The sequence below is a fragment of the Mycobacterium cajalii genome (assembly GCF_045809005.2).
In the GTDB taxonomy this organism is placed as follows: domain Bacteria; phylum Actinomycetota; class Actinomycetes; order Mycobacteriales; family Mycobacteriaceae; genus Mycobacterium.
Genome location: NZ_CM141436.1, coordinates 2,224,747 through 2,248,512 on the forward strand (window position 1 = coordinate 2,224,747; position 23,766 = coordinate 2,248,512).

Consider the following 23,766-nt stretch of genomic DNA (forward strand, 5'->3'; position numbering starts at 1 on the left):
GTGACCAGGTACCCGAGTCGGTGACATGACGCGCCGCGGCAGCCGATCACGGCCGGCGGTGGCCGCCGAGCGGGTCGCGGCGAGCGCCGTCTGCGCCGAGGAGTTGGCCGCACTGGACGTCTTCGCCGCCATCCCGGCGAACGATCTTGCGACGCTGGCCGCCAACCTGGCGCCGCTGCACGCGGTCCCGGGCGAGGTCCTGATGCGGCAGGGGGAGCGGGCGACGTCCTTTGTGATCATCACCTCGGGCCGCGTCGCGGTCAGCCACCTCGGCCCGGACGGTGAGATCGCCGGAACCGAGCTCGCCCCGGGCACGATCGTCGGCGAAATCGCCCTGCTGCGAGACCAACCCAGAACGGCGACGGTGAGGGCGATCGACGACGTCCGCGGCTACACCGGATACGACGGCGCCTTCGACTGCATGCTGGCCATGCCGGTCGTGGCCGAACGGATGGTTCGCACCGCGCGGCAGCGACTGGCCGCCTACATCACCCCGATCCCGGTGACGACCACCGACGGCGCCGCGCTGCTGCTGCGCCCGGTCCTGCCCGGCGACGCCGAGCGTTTCAAGAGCGACGGTTCCTTCTCGCGGCAGACACTCTACCGCCGCTACCAGGGCGGTGCTCCGACCGACGCCCGGCTGGCCTACCTGTTCGAGGTCGACTACGTCGACCACTTCGTCTGGGTCCTCACCGACGGGCCGCAGGGGCCCGTCATTGCCGACGCGCGCTTCATTCGCGACGAGGACGACACCGGCTCGGCCGAGGTCGCGCTCACCGTGGCCGACGCCTACCAGGGCCGCGGCGTCGGCACGCTGCTGCTGGGGGCGCTGGCGCTGGCCGCGCGCACCGACGGGATCGAGCGGTTCCACGCCCGCGTTTTGTCGGACAACCCGCCCGCTCGCGCGCTGGGCGACAAGGTGAACGCCCGCTGGCAGCGCGAGGAGCCCGGGGTGGTCACGACGACGGGAGAGATCCCCGCCGATGCCGACGTGGCCCTGGACCCCGAGATGTGCCGGCGGATCCAGCGCGTGGCCCGCCAGGTGATCCACGCGTTCGACTAATCCGAAAATGGCGGTGAGCTGACTCGATACGGGTGTGGTCAGGCTGCGGGGGTGAGGGTGACGGTGTAGCCGAGTGCTTCGAGTTGGCGGATGTGGTTGCGTTTTTTGACCTCTGGGTTTGTGTGTTTGGTGAAGTGATCGGCGCCGAGATCGGTGAAGTGGGTGTCCTGGTCGGCCAGGAGGTGCCAGACGATGACGAGGATGGAGCGGCCGACGGCGACGATGGCGCGTTTCTTGCCTCGTCGGCGGGCGATGCGCCGGTAGCGTTCGCCCAGGAAGGTGTCGGTGCGCCCGGCCACCACGGCGGCCTCGCCCAGGACCCGCGCCAGGTAGCGATTACCGTGCCCGGTCGAGCCGTTGCCCTTGGTTTTGCCTGCCGAGGAGTTGATCCCCGGTGAGAACTTCGCCCATGAACACAGGTGCCCGGCGGTGGGGAAGCGCGACATGTCGGTGCCGATTTCGGCGAGGATGATCGCGGCGGCGATGGGCCCGATGCCGGGGATTTCATCCAGGCGTGTCGCCGCCGCGGCGAAAGGGGCCAGATAGGCCTCGATTTGTTCGTCGAGGGCGGCGATGTCGGCGTCGATACCGTCGATGCGGTCCAACATCCGCGCCAGCAGGAACCCGTGATGGGCGTCGAAGTGGCCGTTGAACGCGTCCTCGAGCCGGCCGATCTTGGTCCGCATCCGAGACCGCGCCATCTGCGCGAGTACCTTGGGGTCGCGTTCGCCGGAGATCAACGCCGCCATCATCGCGCGCCCGGACACCCCGAAAATATCGGAGGCCACCACCGAGAGCTTGATGCAGGCGTCCTCGAGCAGCTTTTCGACCCGGTTCTTCTCCGCGGTGCGCACCCCGACCAGGTCGATGCGGTAGCGGGTCAGATCCCGCAACCGCCGGATCGGTGGGGGTGGCACAAAGCTGGGCCGCAGCATCTGGCGTTCGGCCACCTTGCACAACCACACCGCATCCAGCACATCGGTCTTGGGTCGGCCCGGGAGATGTTTGACATCGCGGGCGTTGACCAGCCACGGATCCAGCCCGTGGGCCTCCAGCAGGTAGAACACCGGTTTCCAGTAATCCGAGGTGGCTTCCATCACCACCCGCTCGACCCGTAACTCGACCAGTCGGTTGGCCAACTCGATCAGCGAGCCGGTCATCGTCGACTGCGTCGACACCTCCTGCAACCGTTTGCGCGCGCTGTCGGGCGCAGGAACACGCACACAGCACACCAGTTCGGCCTTGCCGATATCCAGGGCCGCGACCCTGGCGATGATCTGTTCGTCATCATGGGACTCCTGCAACACCGCCACTGACCTCCCGTCTCCACACCGATCTATATCTAAGGGTGTGGTCGCCCGTGGAATCGCAAGGCCAACAACAGAATCTAATCCTCGTGCTCGAACAAGCGGCAACAATGAAGGGCCCACAACGCGATCCCAGCACCCGGCTAGACGACGGCCTGCAAGGACCATAGAGCGACGGCGTCGCAAGGCGACCACCACACCATTTTCACCCCGGAACGGGCGACCACAAGGTCAATTTGGCTAGATGCCGCGTTCGACTGGGTGCCGCCAAGGGACCAATGCCCCGGCGTCAAGGTGCCTTTGCGCCCTTTCCGGATTGCGCCGCTGCGGCGCAGAGTGTGGGCGATGAAGTCGCTCATCGTCTGCGTCTCGAAATCGCACGGCAACACCCGGCGGGTCGCCGACCGGATCGCCGAGGCGCTCGGCGCCGAGGTCGTCGAGCCGGAGTCGGCCGACCCCGCGAAGTTCCGCGACTACGACCTCGTCGGGTTCGGGTCCGGCATCTACTACATGGCCTTCGATGCGCGGCTACGCAACCTGATACGTCGCCTCCCGCACGTCGATGGTGTCCGCGCGTTCACCTTCTTCACCAGCGGCGCGCGTGAGATCCCGCTGCTGGGTTATCCGAAGCTGCTGCGAAAGCCGCTCGCCGCGAAGGGCTTTGAGGTGCTCGATTCGTTCTCCTGTCGCGGGTTCGACACGGTGGGGCCGTTCGGGCTCATCGGCGGCATCAACAGGGGACGGCCGGACGAGCGCGACCTCGACCGGGCCGCGGAGTTCGCGGAGCGTCTGCACAAACGAGTCGCGGGCTCCCCGACCGCCTCTTGACCGATGAAGGCCGACGGGCGCGCCGCTCCGGTCCTGGCCCTGGTACGCGGCCTGGTCACCGAGGTCCATCCGCATGCCGCGGCGCCGACGGTCACCCTGGACAGCTCGTTCGAGAACCTGGGCATCGGCAGCCTCGAGCTCGGCGAGCTGTTGCTGCGCATCCAAGACACGTTCGGGGTCGCCCTGCCGGAGCACCTGCTGGCCGACCACCTGCGCCGCACGACCGGCATCCTCGCGAACGCCCGGGCCGCGATGCTGGTCACCGTGCCGGAGGCCCTCACCCTCGGCCACCTGCTGCGCGCCAACGTCGCCAGCATGCGCCATGTGGTCGTGCCCGAAACACTCATGGCCGCAAGCGAAGACACCCTGCCGTGACCGCGAACCGACGACCTGGCGCTGGTGCAGTACACCTCGGGCAGCACCGGGCAGCCCAAGGGCGTCGCGCTGACGCACCGGAACCTGCTCGCCAACATCCGGGCCATGGGTCAGGCCGCGGGCGCGACCACGTCGGACAGGTTCGTCAGTTGGCTGCCGCTCTACCACGACATGGGCCTGATCGGCGCCTGGCTCGACTGCATGTACTTCGGTGTCCCGCTGGTGGTGATGAGCCCGCAGTCGTTTGTGATCCGCCCCTCTCGCTGGCTGTGGGCCATCCACGCCAACCGGGCGACCATGTCGGCCGGCCCCAATTTCGGCTACGAACTGTGCCTGAACAAGATCCGCGACGAGGAGATCCGCCGAAACCGGGGTGCCCGTCGTCCCGATGGCGATCCGCGGCACCCGAGCGATTCTGCGCCCGGAGCACCACTTTCCGCGGCGGGGAGCCGTCGACGTCGCGATCGGCGAGCCGATCCGGGCGGCGGGCCCCGACTGGCCTGCGGCCGTCGGCCTGCAACGGGCCGCGCGCGCCGCCGTCCTGCAGATGTCGGGCGAGCCGGACGTCGAATGACGTCGCGCGCGAATTGCTAAGAGCGCGAATCCCGATAGGCGCGCACCGCCTCGGCGGGGTCCATCAGGGCTGGGCGGACGCCTTGCCTGCGCTTGTTACGGCACGTTGCCGCACGCAGCGCGACTATCGCCGCAATCACCTGGCAACCGACCGACTGCTGGTATTCCCGCAGGTACTGGACCCGGCGCGGGTCGTCCTCCGCCAGGTGGTGGGTCAGCGGATGCGGCGTGTTCCACACCGCGTTCTGCGCAGCCTCCCCGACGGCGATCTCGAAGTCGTTCCGGGTCATTGTCAGCTTGGACGAATGGATTCCCGGTGGATCCGGCAAGAAACTCATCGGCTTGCCCTTTCCTGAATCGAACAGGACATTCCCCCCGAAGAGATCAACCACGCCACGCAAAAAGCTGCTCGTGTGGGTGCATTGCTTCACTCTACCGGTGAGTAAACTGTAGCTACGTTGTGCGCAAAAAGCTGGCATTTTCGGCCGGAAAAATTCTGCGGCGAAACTTGTTACCGTACCGTGGTTTTGCGCGACCAGCCGATTTCGTCCGCAATGACGTGAAAACGGCGATGTTAGCTGAGGGCGGCTCGCGCGAACCGCGGGATCGCGGGCCTGGCACACGGCCCGAAACGGGGCGACGACCGGCAGTCGATCGGCGGCTGGCCCTCGATGCGGCGGAGGCCGGTGGCCGGGCGATGCTGGCCCGGCCACCGGCCGTCGAACGAGAGGACTGCTATTTGCTCACCGCCTCGCTGGCGCTGTGCACCACGCTGCGGATGAACTCGATCCGCGCGGTGCCCAGCTCCTCGGCCAGGTTCAGGGCGGCGTCGATGACGGTCTTGCGCCGCGACTGCTCGGGCAGCACCGGGCTGATCTGGTCCACGAACCTGCGGACCGCCTCGATGGCCTGCTTGCGGCCGGCCTCGAGCGATTCCAGCACGTCGTCGGAAACTTCGGCCCAGCGCGGTTCGGACTTCTCCGGGGTCTGTGTCATGTCGAACTCCTCAACGGTCCAATACTCCTGGCTGCCGGCGCCGTTGCCGCAGCGGACTTCGGCTTTGCTGCCGACGGCTCCGACGGTACGACCGCCGGCTGGCCGGCACGAGTGACAAAAGTCCTCTGTCAGGCGCGGCCCGTCGCACATCGCCGTCGCGGCCCTGCTTCTGGCAGGCAGGGACTTTCGCGGCTGCAGGCGGGACGTAAGACCCTAACCCGGCCTCCTCAGGTGGCGTTAGCTTTGCCGCCATGGCTCTACCCGGCGCCGTCGCACCGCTCACGCACACGGGCATGTATCTGGCCCAGTCGTGGCGCGACTTCTTCGGTCCGGCCTCCGACGAGCTGCCGATCGCGCGCCCCACGCTGGCCCTGACCGCGCAGGCGTTTCGGGACGAGATCGTGCTGATGGGCCTGCGGGCCCGCCGCCCGGTCAGCAAACCGCAGGTTTTCGAGCGCATCACCGGCGAGGTGGCCGCGGGGCTGGAGTTCTACGGCGCCAAGGAGTGGTTGGAGAAGCCGAAGGGCTTCTTCGCCAAACCACCTCCGCTGTCCGACGTCACGGTGCGAAAGGTCAAGGACCGCAGGAGATCCTTCTATCGCCTCTATTTCGACAGCGGATACGCACCGCGGGCCGGCGAGCCGGGTGCACAGCGGTGGGCGGGGTACTCGGCGAACGACCGCGAGTACGCGCTGCTGCTGCGTCATCCCGAACCCCGGCCCTGGCTGGTGTGCGTGCACGGCACCGAGATGGGGCGCGCGCCACTCGATGTCGCCCTGTTCCGATCCTGGAAACTGCACGACGAGCTCGGCCTGAACGTCGTGATGCCCGTCCTCCCGATGCACGGTCCCCGGGCGCGCGGCCTGCCGAGAGGCGCGATCTTCCCGGGGGAGGACGTGCTCGACAACGTGCACGCGACGGCGCAGGCGGTCTGGGACATCCGCCGGCTGTTGTCCTGGATCCGGATGCAGGAGCCCGACTCGCCGATCGGGCTGAACAGCCTCTCGCTCGGCGGCTACATCGCGTCGCTGGTCGCCAGCCTCGAAAAGGGCCTCACCTGCGCGATCCTCGGGGTCCCGGTGGCCAACCTGGTCGAGGTGCTAGGGCGCCACTCCGGCTTGAGCAAGGATGATCCGCGCTGCCGCACCATGGAGATGGCCGCCCCCATCGGCCGGATGACCTCGCCCCTGTCGCTCACTCCGCTGGTGCCCAAGCCGGGCCGGTTCATCTACGCGGGAATCGCCGACCGGGTCGTGCATCCCCGCGAGCAGGTGGTCCGGCTGTGGGAACACTGGGGTAAGCCCGAAATCGTCTGGTACCCGGGCGGTCACACCGGATTCTTCCGTTCGCATCCGGTGCAGCGGTTCGTCTGGGACGCGCTGCAGCAGTCGGGGCTGCTGGACGGTCCGTCGACGCAGCGCCGGCGCCCCGCCTAGCCGCCGGGTCGGACGAATGACCCCACTTGACCCACTGGCCGCGGCGATGATGACCGCCGAGGTGGTGTCCAACCCGATGCACGCAGGTGTGGTGCTGATCCTGTCGCCCCCGGCCGAAGCCGGCCCCGGCTACGTCGACGGGCTGCATCGCGAGGGTCTGGCCGTGAACCATCCGGTCGATCCGCGGCTTCGCCGGTACCCGCACCGCGGCGTGGACACCGGCGGGCTGTGGGTGTGGCGCGCCGACGAGGTCGTCGACATGGGCCGGCACCTGCAGCGCCGTACCGTTTCCGGTGGCCACGAGGAGTTCTGGCGGATGATCGGCGAACTGCACGCCGAACGCCTCGACCGGTCCGGACCGATGTGGATGTCCTACCTGATCGACGGCCTCCCCGGGGGCAGGTTCGCCTTCTACATCAAGGTGCATCACGCCGTGGTCGACGGTGTGGTCGGCCTCCAGATGATCGCCGACGCGCTGAGCGCCGACGCGCAACGCCGGTCGATGCCGCACTTCTACGCGGATCGCCGTCCCGAATCCCCGCCGCGCCCGGCGCCCGGACTGCTGCCTCGCGTGGCCGCGCCGGTTCGGGCGCTGGCCGGCGCGGCGGCGTCGGGGGCCGCGCTGATCGGCGGCGTGCTCGGCGGCGAACTGTCGGCCGTGTTCGACAGCCTGGTCGGACACACCACCGTGCTGCCCTTCGGGGCGCCCTATACCCGCTTCAACGGCCGCCTCGGCCCGCAGCGCGCCGTCTCCGCGTCCACCTGGTCCAGGGATCGGATCCGGGCGGTTCAACAGGCGGCGGGGGTGACGGGTAACGACGTGGTGACCGCTCTGGTGGCCGGGGCCGTGCGCCGCTGGCTGGGTGACCGCGGTGAACTACCGGGGCGCTCCCTGGTGGCGGCCTGCCCGATCACGGTGCGCGACCATGGCGGTGCTGCGGCAGATGACCGGCACGGCAACAGGTTCGGCCTCTGGCCGTGTCCGCTCGGCACCGACGTCGAGGACCCGGTGGCACGCCTGGCGTTGATCAGTAGGTCGATGGCGGAGGGGAAGCGCTGGGTGGCCAAGCGCGGGGCGGCCGCGTCGCTGCTGACGACGGCGGGCAGCATCGCCGCCACGGTGGTCCCGCCGCTGCTGCCGCTCACCCAGAAGCTTCGCACCGGATTCAACCTGCCCATCTCGCACGTGCCCGGGCCGGAGCGCGAAATGTATTGGAATGGAGCGCATGTCGAGGAGATTTACCCAGTCTCGACGGTTTTCGACGGGTTGGGGCTCAACGTGACGACGTGCTCGTACGCCGGGCGGATCGGGTTCGGCTACGCGGCCGGCCGCGACGTGGTCCCCGACGTCGAGGCGCTGATCCCGATGACCGAACGGTCGCTGGCCGAACTCGAATCCGGCCTGGGCGTGGGCGCCTGAACCCTGCCTAGTTGGCGACGCGGTGGCTTTGCCTGGCGCCCGCCGGCTTCCGCGAGAGGGCGCGGGTGACCAGGCGCGCGACGCCGAGTTCGATGCCGCTGGCGAGCTCGTCGACGTCGGGTACGGCGTCGTAGTCGGCGGTGATGCCGAACGCCAGTTCGTCGACATAGCTGAGCATGCTGATGACGGTGCGCAGCTGCATCGCGATCGGCGGCACCGGCAGCAATTGTTCGATCGGGTGCCCCAGCACCTGGAGCCGCTGGCGGGGGCCCGGCACGTTGCTGGCCAGCGTGACGATGCTGCGCTGCGGCAGCCGCGTCAGCAGCCGAACCATCCACGCGCTCACCACGAAGGGAACGTGATCGGTCAATGCCACAAAGGCATTCGCCGCCTCGCGCTCACCACCGGCCTTGACCCTGTCCAGCCGGGTGTGCACCAGCCGCAACCGCTTGAGCGGGTCCTGCTGCTCGACCGGCAACGAGGGCAGCATCGCGGACACCCGGATGTCGGTGCGGTTCATCGCATCCGGCGTGCGCACCGAAACCGGGATCAGCGTGCGCAGCGAGTTGCGCCTCGGCTTCTTGCCGCGCCGCAGCAGCGTGGTGCGAAAGCTGTCGGTGATCGCCGCGAGCGCCACGTCGTTGAGGGTCACGCCGAACGTGTGGCACACCGTCTCGACCTCCTTGAGCGACACGCGGGCCGCGCTGTAGCGCCGCATGCCCGCCAGCGAGCCGTGCAGCGAGGATCCGGCCGCCGGGGTGAGCAGGCCGGTGACGAATTGCGCTGCGCCCAGGGCGGTGTGGGTGAGCACACCCGTCGTGGCCATCGATGCGCGCCACAGGCCGCCCGCCCAGGTCAGCGGGTTGCGGCTGAGCCCCGCGGCCAGGGCGATCGACGGCGGCGGCTCCGTGGCGACGCGGATGTCGCTGGCGAAGGTCGCACCCGCCCCGCCGTCGCAGACGCTCGCCAGCATCTGGGTCGCGGCGATCCCGTCGGCGACGCAGCGGTGGATCTTCATCAGGGCGCCCCACCGACCGTCCGGGAGGCCCTCGATGACCCAGCACTCCCACGGCGGATGGTCGCGATCCAGCCTGCGCTCCATGAGGTCGGCGATGGTGCGGAACAACACCGCGTCGTCGCCCGGCTGGGGCAGGGCCGTCCAGCGCAAGTGGTGGTCGATGTCGAAGTCGTTGTCGTCGACCCATTCCGGCGCCGCGATCTCGAACGGGCGCTTGTGCACTCGCTGCCGGAAGCGTGGGACGTCGCGGATCCGCTCGGACAGCGTCGCGGCCAGCGCGCCGATCGCCAGACTGACGTGGCGGTCGGCGTCTTCGGCCTCGAGGAAGCCGGCCTCCATGGTCGTTAGCTGTTCCATTGCCGGTCATCCCCGATCCACGATGATCGGCATCACTATCCGCCGCGCGCGGCGCGGGTCGATAGTGCCGTTAGTCCCCAAGCGGTGGGGCCGGTCTCTCCGACGGCTTCGCGACGCGGCGCGCCGGCGCGCCGACGCCCACGTGGGTCATGATGTGGTCCAAGACCAGATCGGACAGATCGCCGTCGTCGGCGACCCGGGCCAGGCCGCGCCGCCGCAGGAACGTATCGAGGCGTCGATCGGGCGACCAGTCGGCGTAGACGGGTCCGGCATAACGCGAGCCCAGGAATTCGCAAGCGAGATCGTCCAAGTCGGAATCGGTAAACAACAGCGGCGGGTGGGCCCCCATAGTCGCCTGCTCCTTTGTTCAGCCGCGACCGCCCCTGCCCGGTCACGTCAGACGCGGGTCATTGTGCCACCGCGGGCCCCTCGGCGGAAGGACCCGCGTTGACTCACCAAAAATGCGCGCGTAGACCCATTCGTTGCCTCAGCTGAGAATGCGCGCGTGCGGCGCGCCTACCCGGCCGGAGATGTATCGCTGGATAGGCCCAGAGGATGGGACTGACGGTGAGTCAACGCAAGGCTGTGACGAAGGCGATCGCGACCCGCTACGCGCGAGCTGACAAGGCCGGCAAGGGCCGGATCCTCGATGAGTTGTGTGCTACCACCGGCTGGCACCGCAACCATGCACGCAAGGCATTGAAGAATGCACTGCGCCCGAAGGTCGTCAAGATCAGGGCGCCGCGTCCACCGAAGTATGGGCCGAAAGTTATTGCGGCGCTGACGTTCTGCTGGGCGGTGCTGGGAATGCCCGCCGGCAAACGACTGGCGCCGATGCTCGACGAGTTGGTGGCGATCTTGCGCCGGTTCGGCGAGCTGATCATCGATGACGACACCGCGGCGCTGCTGGTGGGCATGTCGGCGGCCACCATCGACCGCCGCCTGGCCCCCGAGCGCAAGCGCCACGAGCTCAAGGGCCGCAGCCATACCAAGCCGGGATCACTGCTCAAATCCCAGATCCCGATCCGCACCTGGGCGGACTGGGACGACGCGGTGCCCGGGTTCGTTGAGATCGACCTGGTCGGCCATGAGGGCGGCAACGCCGCTGGTGAGCACGCTTACACGCTGACCGTCACCGACATCGCCACCGGGTGGACCGAGAACCGCAGCGTGCCCAACAAGGCCCGTAAATGGGTGCTCGCGGCGTTGGACGATATCGCGAAGGCCATGCCGTTCCCGATCCTGGGCGTAGACAGTGACAACGGAAGTGAGTTCATCAATCATCACCTGTTGGCCTGGTGCGAGCAGCGGAAGATCACCTTCACCCGCTCACGGCCAGGCAACTCCAACGACGGTTGCCACGTGGAGCAGAAGAACTGGGCGATCGTGCGCACCGTGGTCGGCTACCACCGTTACGACACCACCGCGGAACTGTTGCTGCTCAACAAGATCTGGGTATTGCAGTCACTGCTGACCAACTACTTCTACCCGCAGCAAAAACTCGTTTCGAAGACCCGTGTCGGCGCGAAGGTCAGCAAAAAACACGACAAGGCCACCACCCCGCATCGTCGCGCGGAGCGCCACGAGGCGGTCTGCGCCCAGGACAAGGCGATCCTCGCCGACACCTACACCGGCATCAACCCAGCCGCCGTGCAACGCCAGATCCAGGCCCTGACCACAGAGCTACTCACGATCACCACCAGCAAGGCCGGGCCGGCCAAAAAAGCCCCCGTTACGCGCGCATCCTCGAATGAGGCAACGAATCAATCCTCGCGCGCATCTTGACACGAGGCAACAGGGGACCCAAAGTCGTCTGCCCAGCCGCGCGCGGAAAGACCATCCGCGGGACGAAACGGCGCGGCCGCGAGGACCATCGACCCTGTCGGATCACCGGGCCCGGCGCGCAGACTCGAACCATGGCCCACACGACGAAACGAATCGCCCAGGCGGCGGCGCTCAGCGGTTTGCTGTACGCGGCGCGACGGTACTACCGGAACTGGGGTGCCACCAAGGCGGAGTATCAGATGTCGCTGCCGGGCGACACCCTGGTCGGCGATCCGGCCATCCAGACCACCGAGGCGCTCTACATCGATGCGCCGACCTCCGCGGTCTGGCCCTGGCTGTTGCAGATGGGTCTGGACCGGGGCGGTTTCTACGGCTGCGGGGGACTCAAAGACATGCTGGGCCTTCAGCATCAGGACGCCGACCGCATCCACCCCGAGTGGCAGCGACGTGCCGTCGGGGATGTCGTGCGCCTGGCTCCCGCGGGCTGGATGGGGCTGCCCGACGGGGTGGCGCTGACCGTTTCCGAGATCGTGCCGGAGAAGTACCTCGTGCTGCATGCCGCCCGGCCGGAGCTGCGGTGGAACGCGGTGTGGTCGTTCCACCTGCAGCCGCACTGGGAGGACCGTGTCCGGCTGCTGACCCGTGCCAGGATCTCGCTGCGTCACCCGGGCGAGGTGTTCGCCATGGAGCTGGTCCGGCCGCTGATCGCGCTTACCACGCGGGGCTTGCTGCTGGGCATCAAGCACAGGGTGGAGCGACTGCCCGTGCCCGGCCCGGTGCGGTCGAGCACGTCCGTCGAAAACAACTGACGCACAGGCGTTGTGGAGTGACGGACCCGGGCTCCGCTGCCCGGGCCCGTCCGGATATGGCTATTTGGTCGCGATCTTGACGTGCTTCTCGGCGGGCGCCGGGTTGGGGACCGCCACGGAGACACTCAGGATGCCCTTGTCGTAGGACGCCTTGATGTCGTCCTCGTCGGCGCCGGCCGGCAGCGACACGGTCCGGACGAACGAGCCGTAGGAGAATTCCGATCGGCCGTCGAATTCCTTCTTCTCACTGCGTTCGGCCTTGATGGTGAGTTGGCCGTCGCGGACGGTGATGTCGACGTCCTTGGCCGGGTCGACACCGGGAATCTCGGCGCGGACCTCGTAGCGGCCGTCCTTCATCTCGTCCTCGAGCCGCATCAGCCGGGTGTCGAACATCGGTCGGATCCCGGCGAAGGACGGGAACCCCGCCAGCAGGTCGGAGATCTCGGGAAACAGCGAATGCGGCTTCTGCGCCACGGGAAGGGTACCGGTCATCATCTGCTCCTAGTGTGTGGTCCGGCGACATGACGTCTCCGATCCGACCACCGCACCGGTCGGCACGGTAGGGACCGAAGTCATCATTAGGCGTCGGTTCGGCGAATTCCGGTCGAACGAGGGGATACTCGGGTGATGACCAGAACGCCGGCGAGTGTGCGACGACGCGACGGGCGTCCGGTGCTTTTCGACCCCTGCCGCATCGAGATGGCGGTCGCCCGCGCCGCGCGCGAGGTCGGCGACCGCGACCCGGGCACCGCGCGGGCGGTCACCGGATCCGTCGTCGACGCGCTGTCGCGGCGGCCCCGCGGCGACATCCCCACCGTCGAGGAGATCCAGGACCTGGTCGAGGGGCAACTGGCGACCGCGGGTCTGAATGACGTTGCCCGCGCGTACATCCTCTACCGCCGGCACCGTGCCGAGGTGCGCGCCGCCAAGGCGCTGATCGGGGTGCGCGACGAGCTGAAGCTCAGCGTGGCCGCGGTGACCGTGCTGAGCGAACGCTATCTGCTCCGGGACGACCGCGGCAGGCCGACCGAATCCACGGGCGAGATGATGGACCGGGCCGCCACGTGCGTCGCGGCGGCCGAGGACGACTATCGCCGTGGCACCTCGGCGCGCTGGGCGGAACGGTTCTCGGCGGCGCTGCGCGGCCTGGAGTTCCTGCCGAACTCGCCCACCCTGATGAACGCGGGCACCGAACTCGGCTTGCTCTCGGCGTGCTTCGTTCTGCCCGTGGACGATTCGCTGCGCTCGATCTTTCGGACGCTGGCGCACAGCGCGGAAATCCACCAGGCCGGCGGGGGCATCGGCTACACGTTCGCCCGCGTGCGGCCCGCGGGCGATCGGGTGGCCCGCACCGGCGGGACGGCCAGCGGACCGATGTCGTTTCTGCGGCTGTTCGACACCGCGGCCGGTGTCATCTCGATGGGCGGGCGGCGGCGCGGCGCGTCGATGGCGGTGCTCGACGTCACCCACCCCGACATCTACGACTTCGTCGGCGCCAAGGCCGCCGCGCAGGGCGAGCTGACGCATTTCAACCTCTCGGTGGGCGTCACGGACAGCTTCATGCGCGCGGTCGTCCGCGACGGCGTGCACCGGCTGGTCAATCCGCGCACCGGAAAGACGGCAGCCCGGGTGCCGGCCGCCGCCCTGTTCACCGCGATCTGTGCGGCCGCGCACCGCTGCGGCGACCCGGGATTGGTGTTCCTCGACACGATCAACCGGGCCAACCCGACACCGGCACTGGGCCGGATCGAGGCCACCAACCCGTGCGGGGAAGTTCCGCTGCTGCCCTACGAATCGTGCAACCTGGGCTCGATCAACCTCACCCGGATGGTTGGCCCGGCCGGCGTCGACTGGGGCCGGCTCGCCGAGGTCACGCAACTGGCCGTGCGGTTCCTCGACGACGCCATCGACGTCAGCCGCTATCCCATCCCCGAACTCGACGCGGCCACCCGCGCCACCCGCAAGGTCGGGCTGGGGGTGATGGGGCTGGCGGAGACGCTGGCCACGCTGGAGATCCCGTACGACAGCGAGCGGGCCGTCCGGCTCGCCGGCCGGATCGCCCGCACCATCAACCGGGTCGCCCACGCCACGTCGCTGCGGCTGGCCGAGGAGCGCGGACCATTTCCGGCGTTCGGCGTGAGCCGCTTCGGCGGCTCGGCGCCGCGCCGCAACGCCCAGCTCACCTCCATCGCCCCGACCGGCACGATCTCCCTGATCGCCGGCACCACCGCGGGCATCGAGCCGATGTTCGCCATCGCCTACACCCGCAGCGTCCTCGGGCGCCGCCTGCTGGAAGTCAACCCGTGCTTCGACCGCCTCGCCCGCGACCGGGGCTTCTATGACCACGACCTGATCGCCGGGATCGCCCGGTCCGGCGGTGTGCGCGGCGACTCACGCCTGCCCGCCGAGGTGCGCGCCGCATTCCCGACCGCGGCCGAGATCGCCCCCGAGTGGCATTTGCGCATGCAGGCCGCGGTGCAGCGCCACGTCGACGCCGCGGTGTCCAAAACCGTCAACCTGGCGGCCGACGCGACCGTCGACGACGTCCGGGACATCTATCTGGCGGCCTGGAGGGCGAAGGTCAAAGGCATCACCGTGTACCGCTACGGCAGCCGGCGGGAACAAGTCCTCAGCTACGTGTCCCCCGATCAGGGGGTGCTGTCGGCCGATGCCGGCTTCAGCGGCGGCTGCATCGGCCGCACCTGCCAATTTTGAGCGGTGCGGGGCCCATTGGCCGCCCCGGCGGGGTCAAACGACCCTAGTCGCGGCAACGGCGCCGTTCTAGCTTCGATATGGGGACGAACGCATACACCGGCCGAAGCGGCTATCCGACAGGGGTTTTGGAGGTTTCGAGATGGGAGATGCGATTCCGCTGGGGCGGATCGCCGGCTTCGCGGTGAAAGTCCACTGGAGCGTCCTGGTCATCCTGTGGCTGTTCACCTGGAGCCTGGCAAGCACGTTGCCCGGCACCGTCAAAGGGTATTCGCCGGCCGGGTATTGGCTGGCCGGCGCGTGCGGCGCCCTGGTGCTGCTGGCCTCGCTGCTGGCCCACGAGCTCGCACACGCCGTCGTCGCCCGCCGCGCGGGGGTGTCCGTGGGCGGGGTGACGCTGTGGCTGTTCGGCGGTGTGACGACGCTCGGCGGCGAGGCCAAGACCCCCAAAGCGGCCTTCCGCATCGCCATCGCCGGCCCGGCCACCAGCCTGGCGCTGGCGGCGATCTTCGGCGGGCTCGTCGCGGCGCTGCGGGCCATGCACGCCGCCCCCGTCGCGGTGGGCGTGGCGTCCTGGCTGGCGATGATCAACCTGGTGCTGGGCCTGTTCAACCTGTTGCCGGGCGCCCCGCTGGACGGCGGCCGGGTGCTGCGTGCCTACCTGTGGCGCCGCCACGGCGACATCGTGCGCGCCGGGATCGGCGCCGCACACGCCGGAAGGGTGCTGGCATACGTCCTCATCGCTTTGGGCCTGGCCGAATTCGTGACGGGCAGCCTCGTCGGCGGTGTCTGGCTGGCGTTCATCGGTTGGTTCATCTTCGCCGCCAGCCGCGAGGAGGAGACCCGGATCTCGACGCAGCAGCTCTTCGCCGGGGTGCGCGTGGCCGACGCGATGACGGCCCGTCCGCACAGCGCGCCCGGATGGATCAGCGTGGACGAGTTCATCCAGGGTTACGTGCTGGGCGATCGCCATTCGGCGTATCCGGTCGCCGGGCCCGACGGCTCGACCGTGGGCCTGGTGACACTGGCGCAGCTGCGTGACCTCGCGCCCGGCCGGCGCGCCACCACGAGCGTGAGCGACATCGCGCTACCGCTGCACGCGGTACCGACCGCGACACCGCAGGAGCCGCTGAGCGCCCTGCTCGAACGGATGGCGGCGGCCGGTCCGCGCAGCCGGGCCCTGGTTGTCGACGGCGGTCAGGTGGTCGGCATCGTCACCCCCACCGACATCACCCGCCTGCTCGACGTCTACCGGCTCGCCCAACCCGGGCAGATCCGGGCACTCGAGCGCGGGAACTCTGAAAATTATTCCGGCGCAGGAAATTCCGGGCTCTGAGGGGCTGGCGATGAAACCGATCGTCGTGGGCATCGACGGCTCGCACGCGGGGATCGCGGCCGCGCTCTGGGCGGTCGACGAAGCCATCGGCCGCGCCACGTCGCTGCGACTCGTCTCGGTCATCAAGCTGACGCACCCGTCTCCGGACGACTACACCCGCGACCTCGAGCACGCCGAAAAGGCGCTGCGCGAAGCGCGATCCGCGATCGAGACCGCCGGAAAACCCGCCGGCATCGAAACCGACATCCCGCGCGGCCCGGCCGGCCCGATGCTCGTGGAGGCGTCGCGCGACGCCGAGATGGTGTGCGTCGGCTCCGTCGGGATCGGGCGCTACGCCAGCGCGATCCTGGGCTCGGCGGCGGCCGAGCTGGCCGGTAAGGCGCACTGCCCGGTCGCGGTGCTGCGCACCGACGCCGAGCAGCCGCCGCCCGACATCGACTGGGTGGTGGTCCGCATGACCGACGAACCCGGCAACGACGCCGTCGTCGAATGGGCCGCGTGGGAGGCGAGGCTGCGGCGGGCGCCCATGCTCGTCCTGGGCGGCCGGCCCGAGGAACTCGCCGAACACGCCGACGGCGCGTTCGAGGACCGGGTGCGGGACTGGCGGCAACGTCATCCCGGGGTGCGCGTCTACCCGGTCACCACCAGAGACGCCATCGCCGACTTCCTGGGCGCCAACGACGAGCGGGTGCAGCTCGCGGTCATCAGCGGCCCCGAGGCCGCACAGCTGGCACGGCTGATCGGCCCGCACGGACATCCGCTGTTCCGCCATCCCGAGTGCTCGGTGCTCGTCGTCCGCGCGCAGCCGGACAAGTGACGTTTGGCACTTCTGGGCGGGGCCCGGAGACGGAATGATCACCGGATCCGCGGCGCGATCTGACAGGAAGGGTGGCTGACGGTGGACGGTGACCGCGCATCCCGGATCTGGGCGTCGATCGCGATGCTCGCGCGCCGCGAGGGCACCGCCATGACGGCCCGGCACGCGTGCCTGGCGTGCGTGGAGGCGGTCGGCGTGAGCGGTGCGGGCCTGCTGCTGTCCGGGGAAGTGAAGTCGCTGGAACCGGTGTATGTCACGGATGCGCGTGCCGGGGAGATCGAGGAACTGCAGGCGACCCTGGGCCAGGGGCCGGGAACCGACGCCCTGGAGTCGGGCCGGCCGGTGCTCGTCGGCGACCTGGGGGCCCCGATGAGTGCCGGGCGGTGGCCGATGTTCGCCTCCGAGGCGGGCCGGCTCGGGGTGTGCTCGATGTACAGCCTCCCGCTGGCGCTGGGCGCGATCCGCGTGGGTGTGCTCGACCTCTACCACGACGAGCCCAGACACCTCAGCCAGGAGCAATTGGTGGACGCCCTGGTCTACGCCGACACCGCGCTGCTGCTGGTCCTCGACGCACAGAGCGGCATCCCCACACCGGCGGACGGCGACAGCCCCAACGGCCTGGGCCCCGTGCTCTGGCACGCTCAGGTGCACCAGGCGGCCGGCATGATCTCGGTACAACTCGGCGTCTCCCCGTTCGAGGCGCTGATACGGCTGCGCGCATACTCCTACGCACACCAGCAGCGGCTCAACGATGTCGCGCGCTCCGTGGTGGAACGGCGACTGCGATTCTCGGACGACGCGGAACCCGCCACCGGCAGCAGGGTACCGGGATGAGTGAGACGCAGCCCGCTATCGCGAAAAGCTTTGCCCAACTGACTGATACGCTCGTCGAGACTTCGACCTGGTCGAGTTCCTGCACCTGGTGACCGTGCACGCGCAACGGTCCGGCGGCGTCGAGGCGGTCGGACTGCTGCTGGCCGACAACCACGGCGGCCTCAACGTCGTCGCCGCGTCCAGCGAGCAGGCGCGCGTGCTCGAGCTGTTCCAGTTGCAGCACGCCGCGGTGGTGCGCCGCGAGGAGGCCGTCACCGACCTGGTGGTGAGGTGAAACCGGTTGCGGCCAAGCCTGTTCGGCTAACGGACGACCATGACCGGGACCCGCGCCAACTGGGCGACGGTCTCGCCGACCGAACCCACCAGCAGCCCGGCGAACCCGCCCCGGCCCCGGCTGCCGACCACCACCAGCTGGGCCTGTTCGGCCTCCTGGACGAGCCGTCGCGCCGGCTGGGCCTCCACCACGACGCGGCGCACGTGCACGTCCGGATACCGTTCCTGCCAACCCGCCAATCGCTCGGCCAGCACCTCCTCGGCGATGGACTGCGTTGCGGGCCAATCGATTCCGGGCCACTCCGAGACGTCCAGGTCGCTCCATGCGTGCAGCGCGGTCAGTCCGGCGTGCCGGCGCGACGCCTCGTCGAACGCGATCGCGGTCGCGGACTCGGACGCGGGCGAGCCGTCGATGCCGACCAGCACCGGCGCCCCGGCCGGTTGCGGCCTCGACGGATCCTCCTCGTGGACGATCACGACCGGGCAGTGCGCGTGGCGAAGCAGCGCGGAGCTGACCGAACCGAGCAGCCGGCCGGGCCAGCGGCCGCTGCCCTGCGCGCCCGCGACCATCAGCTCCGCGTGTTCGGACAGGTCGATCAACGCCGGAAGTGCCCCGGACGTCAGGATCTCGGTGTGGATGGCGGGGGGACCGCCGTGTTCGGTCGCCCGCTCGACCACCTCGAGCGCCCCGTCGACCAGCCGGCGACCGTGATCCTGCTGCCAGCGCATCACCCCGGCGGGCATCGGCGTTCTCAGCCAGGTCGACATCTCGGGCGACACCGCATGCACGAGCGTGAGCGGCACCTTGCGCAGCTCCGCGTCGCGCGCCGCCCACTGCACCGCCACCCTGGCGGCGGGCGAGTCGTCGATGCCGACGACGATCCCCATCGGCCCGGAAGATCCCGTCGGTGCGTGCTGCGATGACATGGCCCGTCCTCTGTGTTTCTGTGCCTGCTCGGCGATGCGTCTCGGCCCGGCCGGGGTTGGCCGTGCCGCTGACTCACGACGGTATTGAGCCGCCCACGGCTCGGTCAGACCCTGATTTTTCAGCCGGCTTGTGATGATCTTGTTTTCGGTGATCGGGTCGGTGACGGCTGCGCTGTTGGGACGCGCTGACGGGGTTGGAAGCTGTTGGGCGATGGCGTAACTGGGTGCGCACACGGCTGCGGCGGCGGGGTAACCGGTTTCGGGCGTGGCCGATCGCGGTGTGAGGTTCGGGATGTGTTGCGAGGGTGTGCTTTTAGGTGCGGGTGGCGGTCAACCGAAGGCTGGTAGTGCCCGGATGCGGTGCAGCGCCGCGATGAACGCCTGCAGGTGCGGGTAGGCGGCGCCGAAGCGCAGATGCAGGCGCCGGCCGTGGCGCACCAGCCGGGCGGCGACGTTGAAAAACGCCAGGCGTAGTCGTTTGCCGCGCGCTCGACGTACCGTGCGGGGTAGCGCCAGGGTGCGCAACCACAGCGCGATGTTGTGGGCGAGCGCGGCAGCGTGCCAGTACAGCCAGTTACCGAAGAACGATTGCACCGGGGCGTGGATCATCCCGAAGTCGTTCTTGAGCGCCCGGATGGTGTCCTCGGGGATACCACCGCGCAGCCGGTGATGCGCCTCGACCTCGGCTGCGCTGAGCCGCTCGGCAGAAACGTTGGTGATGATCGCGTGCAACCGCCAGCCATCCAGGTCATCGAAGGCCAACTGGTCACCGCACCCTTTGGGTTGACGGCGCACGATCAACCGCACGCTGCGCCCGAGCAACGTAGTGGTGGTCTGGGCGATCTGGCTGCCTTTGTCGGTCTCATGCCCCAACGCCGCAACCCATGCCGTGCCCGGATCGGTTGCCAGGGCGTGAATTACGGCCGCGACCGGCTTGTACTGTTTGACCGTGACCGAGTAGTCCGCGTCGTGGCGTTCGGCCGCCTCGATCACCTGCTGCTGATAGCCCGCCGAGTCGACCCGCAGCCACAACCGGTACTTACCGCGGCAACCGGCCGGGATCGCACTGACACACTCATCGATGAAGCTACCCATCGCCCGACCGTCGTTGGCCGCCCCGCCCCGGGCCCGCAGTGCGAGCACATCCCCGGTCTCCCCGCACACCCCCACCAGCGGGGACAGGGCGGTTTGTCCGGTACGCGAAAACGCGCTGCCTTCTTTGCCCGGCCCGTAGGTGGCCACCCGGGTGGCGTCGGGGTCGATGGTGAGCCGATCGCCCTCAGGGGCGGCGCCGGCCGCCCAGGCTCGACGCAGCATCACCCGGTTGACCGCGGCGGCCTTGACCACCCGACCCAAATCCGCACCCGCCAAAAACCGCCACAACGTAGGTACCGACGGCAACGCGTTGGTCCCGCGCAGCACCGTGGTTGCCGGGTCGGCCAGTAACGCCCGATCACTCAAGAAGTCCCCACCGGCCAGCAGTGTCTCGGTCAGCGCCCGGTAGCACTGCCCACCGGTGTAGCCACCCGGCCCGATCGGGCGCAGCCCACGCCGATCGGCCTCGGCGACCACGTTGAGCCGGTCCAGCAGCGGACCCCATAACGCGACCCCCGCCACCGGCGTCAGATCGTCCTCCGACGCGGCAACCACCGGGTGCGGCACGGCGCGCTGCGGACTCGCCAGCACCACATCATCGACATCGAACAACAAACCGGTAGCATTCACCTCGCGGGTGCCCTTCTGCTCGGGACAGCATGACTGTTGACACCATGATTTTCCCTTGCACGAAGGGCACTTTCGCATCACGACACGGCGATCACCCCACACCAGGCTGAAAAATCAGGGTCAGAGGCGTTGGTCACCAGCCCGACGGGGGGCAGGTCCCGCGGGTCCGGTCTTTCTACGAACGGTATTGTTGAAAACTCGGCACGCGCGGTGTGCGGGCCGGCAGTTCTGAAGGAACATGATGGTCGAGGTCACGCCAGTTCGGGAATCGGTCGGGCGCCGCCGCAGGGTGCTGCAGGTGTTGCGGGCGTCGCCCGAGCCGATGAGCATCGCCGCGATAGCCGAGGTGCTGCGCGTGCATCCCAATACCGTCCGCTTCCACCTCGACATACTCCTGGGCGACGGCCAGGTGGAGCGGGTCGAGCCGGGCCGCAAGGGGCCCGGCCGGCCGGCGCTGATGTTCCGGGCGGTGCGCCAGATGGATCGCGGGGGAGCGCGACACTACCGGATGCTCGCCGAGATCCTGGCGGAAGCGCTTGCCTCCGAACGGGATCCGCGCGCCAAGGCCCTGGACGCGGGGCGCTCCTGGGCGCGGAAAACCCAGTCGGCCGGGCAGCCGCCCGGCGGGGCGGCCCTCGGCGCCGAAGAGGCCGTCGACCGGCTGGTCGCCCTGCTCGACGACCTCGGCTTCGCCCCCGAGCGCCGGACGGTCGACGACCGGGAGCAGATCGGCCTGCGGCACTGCCCCTTCCTGGAGATCGCCGAGAACGGGACCGGCATCGTCTGTCCCGCTCATCTCGGCGTGATGCAGGGCGTCCTGGCGGCCTGGAGGGCGCCGGTCTCGGTGGTCAGCCTCGACGCGTTCGTCCAGCCGGACCTGTGCGTGGCGCACCTGACGCCACGGGCGGACCCGCGATGAGCGGCGCGCCGGCCGTCGCCGTCGCGGTCACCTTCGTCTGGCTGGGCATGGTGCTGGCCATCTCGTTTCTGGAAGCGCCGCTGAAGTTCCGCGCGCCCGGCGTCACGCTGCCGCTCGGCCTGGGCATCGGCCGCCTGGTCTTTCGCGCGCTCAACGCCGTGGAGGTCGCCTGCGCCGTCGTCGTCGTGGCAACCCTGACCATTGGCCCGATGCCGGCGCGGACCGCCGTGGCGCTCGGTGCGGCCGTTGCCGCGCTGGTCCTCCAGGTGCTGGCGGTGCGTCCCGCGCTGACCCGTCGTTCCGACCAGGTGCTCGCCGGCCTGGACGCGCCGCGCTCCCACGCCCACCACGTCTACATCGGTTTGGAGGTGGTCAAGACGATTGCATTGGTCGTGGCGGGGATATCCCTACTAGCCGGCTGACCGTTCGACAACCCACCTCCAACCAAGGGACTCGATCTATGGAATCCATCTCGTTGACCAGCCTGGCCTCCGAAAAGCTGGCCGAGGCCAAGAAGTCGCACAGCGGGCGCGCCGCGCATACCGTGCACGGCGGCCACAGCCACGAACTGCGGCAGACCCTGCTGGCCCTGCTCGCCGACCACGATCTGTCCGAGCACGACGGGCCCGCGCAGGCGACGCTGCAGGTGCTGCAGGGACACGTGCGGTTGACGGCCGGTGATGACGCCTGGGAGGGCAAGTCCGGGGACTACGTCGAGATTCCGCGGGAGCGGCACGCCCTGCACGCGGTCGAGGACTCGGTGGTCCTGCTGACCGTGCTGAAAACCCTCCCGTCGGCGGCCCCCTCGTAAGCCGGGCGTCACACCGCGCGCAGGTACCGCCTGGCGATGAGGCGCTGGCCCAGCGACACCACCGGCCGGCCGGCCTTGCTCCACCAGGTCGCCGGCCGGGAGAACGACGACACCTCCGCGAACACCGCGGAGGTGGCCGGGTCGTGGCGCACGACGAAGCGCTCCTCGCCGGACTCCGGGTGACCTGGCAGCGTGCCGTAGCCGAATCCGCGGATGTCGGGCTCGTCCACGACGTACACCACGCGGCACGGTGCGGGCAGGAAACCCAGCCGCACCACCACGACCGCGTCCAGAACCACGGTCTCCGAACTGGCCTGCACCCGCAGGCCCGACCCGCGCTGCATCCCCCAGTGCATGACGGCGTCGGCGGCCTGCTCGAATCGTTGCCGCCCGCTGCCGATTCGGGCCTCCACATGGAGGTGGCCGTACCCGGCGGGCCGCTGACCGGCGGCCGTCGCGCCCACCTCCGGGTACGTCAGCGGAAGTTCCTCCAGCGCTTGCAGGTCCACCCGCCCAGCTTGCCACGGCGAGACGGGCGCCCGGCCTCCCGGCGTACGGTCAAGAATGTGACCACACAGACAGTTGCCCACGCGTCCGGAACGTTCACCATCGGCGGCGACCTGACCGTCAACCGACTCGGCTTCGGCGCCATGCGCCTGACCGGCAAGGGCGTGTGGGGTCCGCCCACCGACCGCGACGAGTGCATCCGGGTGCTGCGGCGCGCCGCCGAGTTGGGCGTCAACTTCATCGACACCGCCGACTCCTACGGCCCCTACGTCTCCGAGGAGATCATCCGCGAGGCGCTGCATCCCTATCAGGGCCTGGTGATCGCGACCAAGGCCGGGCTGCTGCGCACCGGCCCGGACGTCTGGATCCCGCTGGGCAATCCGACGTACCTGCGCCAGGAATGCGAGATGAGCCTGCGCCGCCTCGGCGTCGACACCATCGACCTGTACCAGCTGCACCGCATCGACCCGGACGTCCCGCTGGCCGACCAGTTGGGCGAGCTGGTGGCCTTGAAGAACGAGGGCAAGATCCGCCACATCGGCCTGTCGGAGGTCAACGTCGACCAGCTCACCGCGGCCCAGCAGATCACCGAGATCGTGTCGGTGCAGAACATGTACAACCTGTCCGCCCGGGGCGCCGAGCCGCTGCTGGACGCCGCGACGAGCCAGGGCATCGGCTTCATCCCGTGGTTCCCGTTGGCCGCCGGGCCGCTGGCGGACCCGGACGGGCCGCTGCGGCACATGGCCGCCGAGCACGACGCGACGCCGTCGCAGCTGGCGCTGGCCTGGCTGCTCAACCGCTCGCCGGTGATGTTGCCGATCCCCGGAACCTCCAAGGTGGCCCACCTGGAGGAGAACGTGGCCGCCGCCGCGATCGAGTTGAGCGAACAAGAGGTCGAACTGCTCGGCGCCGTCGGGGAACAGAACGCCTGACCGCGA

26 protein-coding genes are annotated in these 23,766 nt (G+C 69.3%); 17 read left to right on the forward strand and 9 right to left on the reverse strand.

Going from position 1 to position 23,766, the window contains the following annotated elements; genetic code table 11:
• The first annotated feature begins 25 nt into the window (after positions 1-25).
• The gene (locus tag ACJ512_RS10760) at positions 26-1,063 is read left to right on the forward strand and encodes a GNAT family N-acetyltransferase (protein ID WP_461480052.1); all 1,038 of its coding nucleotides are present in this window, start codon (positions 26-28) and stop codon (positions 1,061-1,063) included.
• 38 nt (positions 1,064-1,101) lie between these two features.
• Here the strand turns inward: ACJ512_RS10760 and ACJ512_RS10765 are convergent, their stop codons facing one another.
• Complete coding sequence (locus ACJ512_RS10765) at positions 1,102-2,370, reverse strand: IS110 family RNA-guided transposase (RefSeq protein WP_461480087.1); 1,269 nt, start codon at positions 2,368-2,370, stop codon at positions 1,102-1,104.
• A gap of 345 nt (positions 2,371-2,715) precedes the next feature.
• Between ACJ512_RS10765 and ACJ512_RS10770 the strand changes: the two genes are divergently transcribed.
• From ACJ512_RS10770 to ACJ512_RS10780, 3 genes are read left to right on the forward strand one after another with little or no spacing between them, the layout of a single operon-like run.
• On the forward strand, positions 2,716-3,198 hold the full coding sequence (locus ACJ512_RS10770; protein WP_407689491.1) for a flavodoxin family protein: 483 nt from the start codon (positions 2,716-2,718) through the stop codon (positions 3,196-3,198).
• A gap of 3 nt (positions 3,199-3,201) precedes the next feature.
• Entirely contained in the window at positions 3,202-3,573 is a 372-nt protein-coding gene (locus tag ACJ512_RS10775) for a phosphopantetheine-binding protein (RefSeq protein ID WP_407689490.1), read from the forward strand.
• A gap of 24 nt (positions 3,574-3,597) precedes the next feature.
• The gene (locus ACJ512_RS10780; protein ID WP_407689489.1) at positions 3,598-4,167 is read left to right on the forward strand and encodes an AMP-binding protein; all 570 of its coding nucleotides are present in this window, start codon (positions 3,598-3,600) and stop codon (positions 4,165-4,167) included.
• On the opposite strand, the gene ACJ512_RS10785 is transcribed toward ACJ512_RS10780, so the two are convergent.
• Positions 4,164-4,577, reverse strand: coding sequence for a hypothetical protein (locus tag ACJ512_RS10785; protein WP_407689488.1), 414 nt, complete (start codon positions 4,575-4,577; stop codon positions 4,164-4,166). The two genes, ACJ512_RS10780 and ACJ512_RS10785, sit on opposite strands and share 4 nt — an antisense overlap.
• A 304-nt stretch (positions 4,578-4,881) precedes the next feature.
• On the reverse strand, positions 4,882-5,142 hold the full coding sequence (locus tag ACJ512_RS10790; RefSeq protein WP_407689487.1) for a hypothetical protein: 261 nt from the start codon (positions 5,140-5,142) through the stop codon (positions 4,882-4,884).
• 251 nt (positions 5,143-5,393) lie between these two features.
• Here ACJ512_RS10790 and ACJ512_RS10795 point away from each other — a divergent pair, with 251 nt between their 5' ends.
• A complete protein-coding gene (locus ACJ512_RS10795; RefSeq protein WP_407689486.1) occupies positions 5,394-6,578 on the forward strand; it encodes an alpha/beta hydrolase family protein in 1,185 nt (394 codons plus the stop codon).
• Positions 6,579-6,594: 16 nt separating this feature from the next.
• Entirely contained in the window at positions 6,595-7,998 is a 1,404-nt protein-coding gene (locus ACJ512_RS10800) for a wax ester/triacylglycerol synthase family O-acyltransferase (protein WP_407689485.1), read from the forward strand.
• A 7-nt stretch (positions 7,999-8,005) separates the two neighbouring features.
• Here the strand turns inward: ACJ512_RS10800 and ACJ512_RS10805 are convergent, their stop codons facing one another.
• Positions 8,006-9,373: a wax ester/triacylglycerol synthase family O-acyltransferase gene (locus tag ACJ512_RS10805; RefSeq protein ID WP_407689484.1), complete on the reverse strand. Its 1,368-nt coding sequence runs from the start codon at positions 9,371-9,373 to the stop codon at positions 8,006-8,008.
• A 70-nt stretch (positions 9,374-9,443) separates the two neighbouring features.
• Positions 9,444-9,722: a hypothetical protein gene (locus ACJ512_RS10810; protein ID WP_407689483.1), complete on the reverse strand. Its 279-nt coding sequence runs from the start codon at positions 9,720-9,722 to the stop codon at positions 9,444-9,446.
• A 206-nt stretch (positions 9,723-9,928) separates the two neighbouring features.
• Here ACJ512_RS10810 and ACJ512_RS10815 point away from each other — a divergent pair, with 206 nt between their 5' ends.
• A complete protein-coding gene (locus tag ACJ512_RS10815; protein WP_407689821.1) occupies positions 9,929-11,158 on the forward strand; it encodes a transposase family protein in 1,230 nt (409 codons plus the stop codon).
• Between the two features lie 131 nt (positions 11,159-11,289).
• Positions 11,290-11,967, forward strand: a complete 678-nt coding sequence (locus tag ACJ512_RS10820; protein ID WP_407689461.1) for an SRPBCC family protein — start codon at positions 11,290-11,292, stop codon at positions 11,965-11,967.
• 60 nt (positions 11,968-12,027) lie between these two features.
• Here ACJ512_RS10820 and ACJ512_RS10825 read toward each other — a convergent pair whose 3' ends face one another.
• Complete coding sequence (locus tag ACJ512_RS10825; RefSeq protein WP_407689462.1) at positions 12,028-12,459, reverse strand: Hsp20/alpha crystallin family protein; 432 nt, start codon at positions 12,457-12,459, stop codon at positions 12,028-12,030.
• Positions 12,460-12,594: 135 nt separating this feature from the next.
• Here ACJ512_RS10825 and ACJ512_RS10830 point away from each other — a divergent pair, with 135 nt between their 5' ends.
• From ACJ512_RS10830 to ACJ512_RS10850, 5 genes are all read left to right on the forward strand, one after another.
• Positions 12,595-14,682 (forward strand): adenosylcobalamin-dependent ribonucleoside-diphosphate reductase, encoded by a 2,088-nt coding sequence (locus ACJ512_RS10830; protein WP_407689463.1) that lies wholly within the window; start codon positions 12,595-12,597, stop codon positions 14,680-14,682.
• Positions 14,683-14,821: 139 nt separating this feature from the next.
• The gene (locus tag ACJ512_RS10835) at positions 14,822-16,015 is read left to right on the forward strand and encodes a site-2 protease family protein (RefSeq protein WP_407689464.1); all 1,194 of its coding nucleotides are present in this window, start codon (positions 14,822-14,824) and stop codon (positions 16,013-16,015) included.
• Between the two features lie 10 nt (positions 16,016-16,025).
• Entirely contained in the window at positions 16,026-16,832 is an 807-nt protein-coding gene (locus ACJ512_RS10840; RefSeq protein ID WP_407689465.1) for a universal stress protein, read from the forward strand.
• A gap of 81 nt (positions 16,833-16,913) precedes the next feature.
• Entirely contained in the window at positions 16,914-17,666 is a 753-nt protein-coding gene (locus ACJ512_RS10845) for a GAF and ANTAR domain-containing protein (protein ID WP_407689466.1), read from the forward strand.
• A gap of 88 nt (positions 17,667-17,754) precedes the next feature.
• On the forward strand, positions 17,755-17,940 hold the full coding sequence (locus ACJ512_RS10850) for a hypothetical protein (RefSeq protein ID WP_407689467.1): 186 nt from the start codon (positions 17,755-17,757) through the stop codon (positions 17,938-17,940).
• 26 nt (positions 17,941-17,966) lie between these two features.
• Here the strand turns inward: ACJ512_RS10850 and ACJ512_RS10855 are convergent, their stop codons facing one another.
• Positions 17,967-18,827: a universal stress protein gene (locus tag ACJ512_RS10855; protein WP_407689468.1), complete on the reverse strand. Its 861-nt coding sequence runs from the start codon at positions 18,825-18,827 to the stop codon at positions 17,967-17,969.
• Between the two features lie 369 nt (positions 18,828-19,196).
• Entirely contained in the window at positions 19,197-20,591 is a 1,395-nt protein-coding gene (locus tag ACJ512_RS10860) for an IS1380 family transposase (protein ID WP_461479798.1), read from the reverse strand.
• Between the two features lie 238 nt (positions 20,592-20,829).
• Here ACJ512_RS10860 and ACJ512_RS10865 point away from each other — a divergent pair, with 238 nt between their 5' ends.
• The 3 genes from ACJ512_RS10865 to ACJ512_RS10875 are packed head-to-tail and all read left to right on the forward strand — an operon-like array spanning position 20,830 to position 22,321.
• Complete coding sequence (locus ACJ512_RS10865; RefSeq protein WP_407687774.1) at positions 20,830-21,510, forward strand: helix-turn-helix transcriptional regulator; 681 nt, start codon at positions 20,830-20,832, stop codon at positions 21,508-21,510.
• Positions 21,507-21,932 carry a hypothetical protein gene (locus ACJ512_RS10870; RefSeq protein ID WP_407687775.1) on the forward strand — a complete coding sequence of 142 codons (426 nt, stop codon included), beginning with the start codon at positions 21,507-21,509 and terminating at the stop codon, positions 21,930-21,932. Before ACJ512_RS10865 ends, ACJ512_RS10870 begins: the two co-directional genes overlap by 4 nt.
• 38 nt (positions 21,933-21,970) lie before the next feature.
• On the forward strand, positions 21,971-22,321 hold the full coding sequence (locus tag ACJ512_RS10875) for a cupin domain-containing protein (protein ID WP_407687776.1): 351 nt from the start codon (positions 21,971-21,973) through the stop codon (positions 22,319-22,321).
• 8 nt (positions 22,322-22,329) lie between these two features.
• On the opposite strand, the gene ACJ512_RS10880 is transcribed toward ACJ512_RS10875, so the two are convergent.
• Entirely contained in the window at positions 22,330-22,830 is a 501-nt protein-coding gene (locus ACJ512_RS10880; protein ID WP_407687777.1) for a DUF1990 family protein, read from the reverse strand.
• Positions 22,831-22,839: 9 nt separating this feature from the next.
• Between ACJ512_RS10880 and ACJ512_RS10885 the strand changes: the two genes are divergently transcribed.
• Positions 22,840-23,760 (forward strand): aldo/keto reductase, encoded by a 921-nt coding sequence (locus tag ACJ512_RS10885; protein ID WP_407687778.1) that lies wholly within the window; start codon positions 22,840-22,842, stop codon positions 23,758-23,760.
• Positions 23,761-23,766 lie beyond the last annotated feature (6 nt).

Excerpts from the sequence above, each read along its gene's own strand:
- ACJ512_RS10835 (WP_407689464.1), top strand. The coding sequence starts at position 14,822 with ATGGGAGATGCGATTCCGCTGGGGCGGATCGCCGGCTTCGCGGTGAAA.
- ACJ512_RS10770 (WP_407689491.1), top strand. The coding sequence starts at position 2,716 with ATGAAGTCGCTCATCGTCTGCGTCTCGAAATCGCACGGCAACACCCGG.
- ACJ512_RS10760 (WP_461480052.1), top strand. The coding sequence starts at position 26 with ATGACGCGCCGCGGCAGCCGATCACGGCCGGCGGTGGCCGCCGAGCGG.
- ACJ512_RS10795 (WP_407689486.1), top strand. The coding sequence starts at position 5,394 with ATGGCTCTACCCGGCGCCGTCGCACCGCTCACGCACACGGGCATGTAT.
- ACJ512_RS10810 (WP_407689483.1), bottom strand. The coding sequence starts at position 9,722 with ATGGGGGCCCACCCGCCGCTGTTGTTTACCGATTCCGACTTGGACGAT.
- ACJ512_RS10830 (WP_407689463.1), top strand. The coding sequence starts at position 12,595 with ATGACCAGAACGCCGGCGAGTGTGCGACGACGCGACGGGCGTCCGGTG.
- ACJ512_RS10800 (WP_407689485.1), top strand. The coding sequence starts at position 6,595 with ATGACCCCACTTGACCCACTGGCCGCGGCGATGATGACCGCCGAGGTG.
- ACJ512_RS10815 (WP_407689821.1), top strand. The coding sequence starts at position 9,929 with ATGGGACTGACGGTGAGTCAACGCAAGGCTGTGACGAAGGCGATCGCG.
- ACJ512_RS10870 (WP_407687775.1), top strand. The coding sequence starts at position 21,507 with ATGAGCGGCGCGCCGGCCGTCGCCGTCGCGGTCACCTTCGTCTGGCTG.
- ACJ512_RS10825 (WP_407689462.1), bottom strand. The coding sequence starts at position 12,459 with ATGACCGGTACCCTTCCCGTGGCGCAGAAGCCGCATTCGCTGTTTCCC.
- ACJ512_RS10820 (WP_407689461.1), top strand. The coding sequence starts at position 11,290 with ATGGCCCACACGACGAAACGAATCGCCCAGGCGGCGGCGCTCAGCGGT.
- ACJ512_RS10840 (WP_407689465.1), top strand. The coding sequence starts at position 16,026 with ATGAAACCGATCGTCGTGGGCATCGACGGCTCGCACGCGGGGATCGCG.
- ACJ512_RS10775 (WP_407689490.1), top strand. The coding sequence starts at position 3,202 with ATGAAGGCCGACGGGCGCGCCGCTCCGGTCCTGGCCCTGGTACGCGGC.
- ACJ512_RS10790 (WP_407689487.1), bottom strand. The coding sequence starts at position 5,142 with ATGACACAGACCCCGGAGAAGTCCGAACCGCGCTGGGCCGAAGTTTCC.
- ACJ512_RS10855 (WP_407689468.1), bottom strand. The coding sequence starts at position 18,827 with ATGGGGATCGTCGTCGGCATCGACGACTCGCCCGCCGCCAGGGTGGCG.
- ACJ512_RS10875 (WP_407687776.1), top strand. The coding sequence starts at position 21,971 with ATGGAATCCATCTCGTTGACCAGCCTGGCCTCCGAAAAGCTGGCCGAG.
- ACJ512_RS10865 (WP_407687774.1), top strand. The coding sequence starts at position 20,830 with ATGATGGTCGAGGTCACGCCAGTTCGGGAATCGGTCGGGCGCCGCCGC.
- ACJ512_RS10805 (WP_407689484.1), bottom strand. The coding sequence starts at position 9,373 with ATGGAACAGCTAACGACCATGGAGGCCGGCTTCCTCGAGGCCGAAGAC.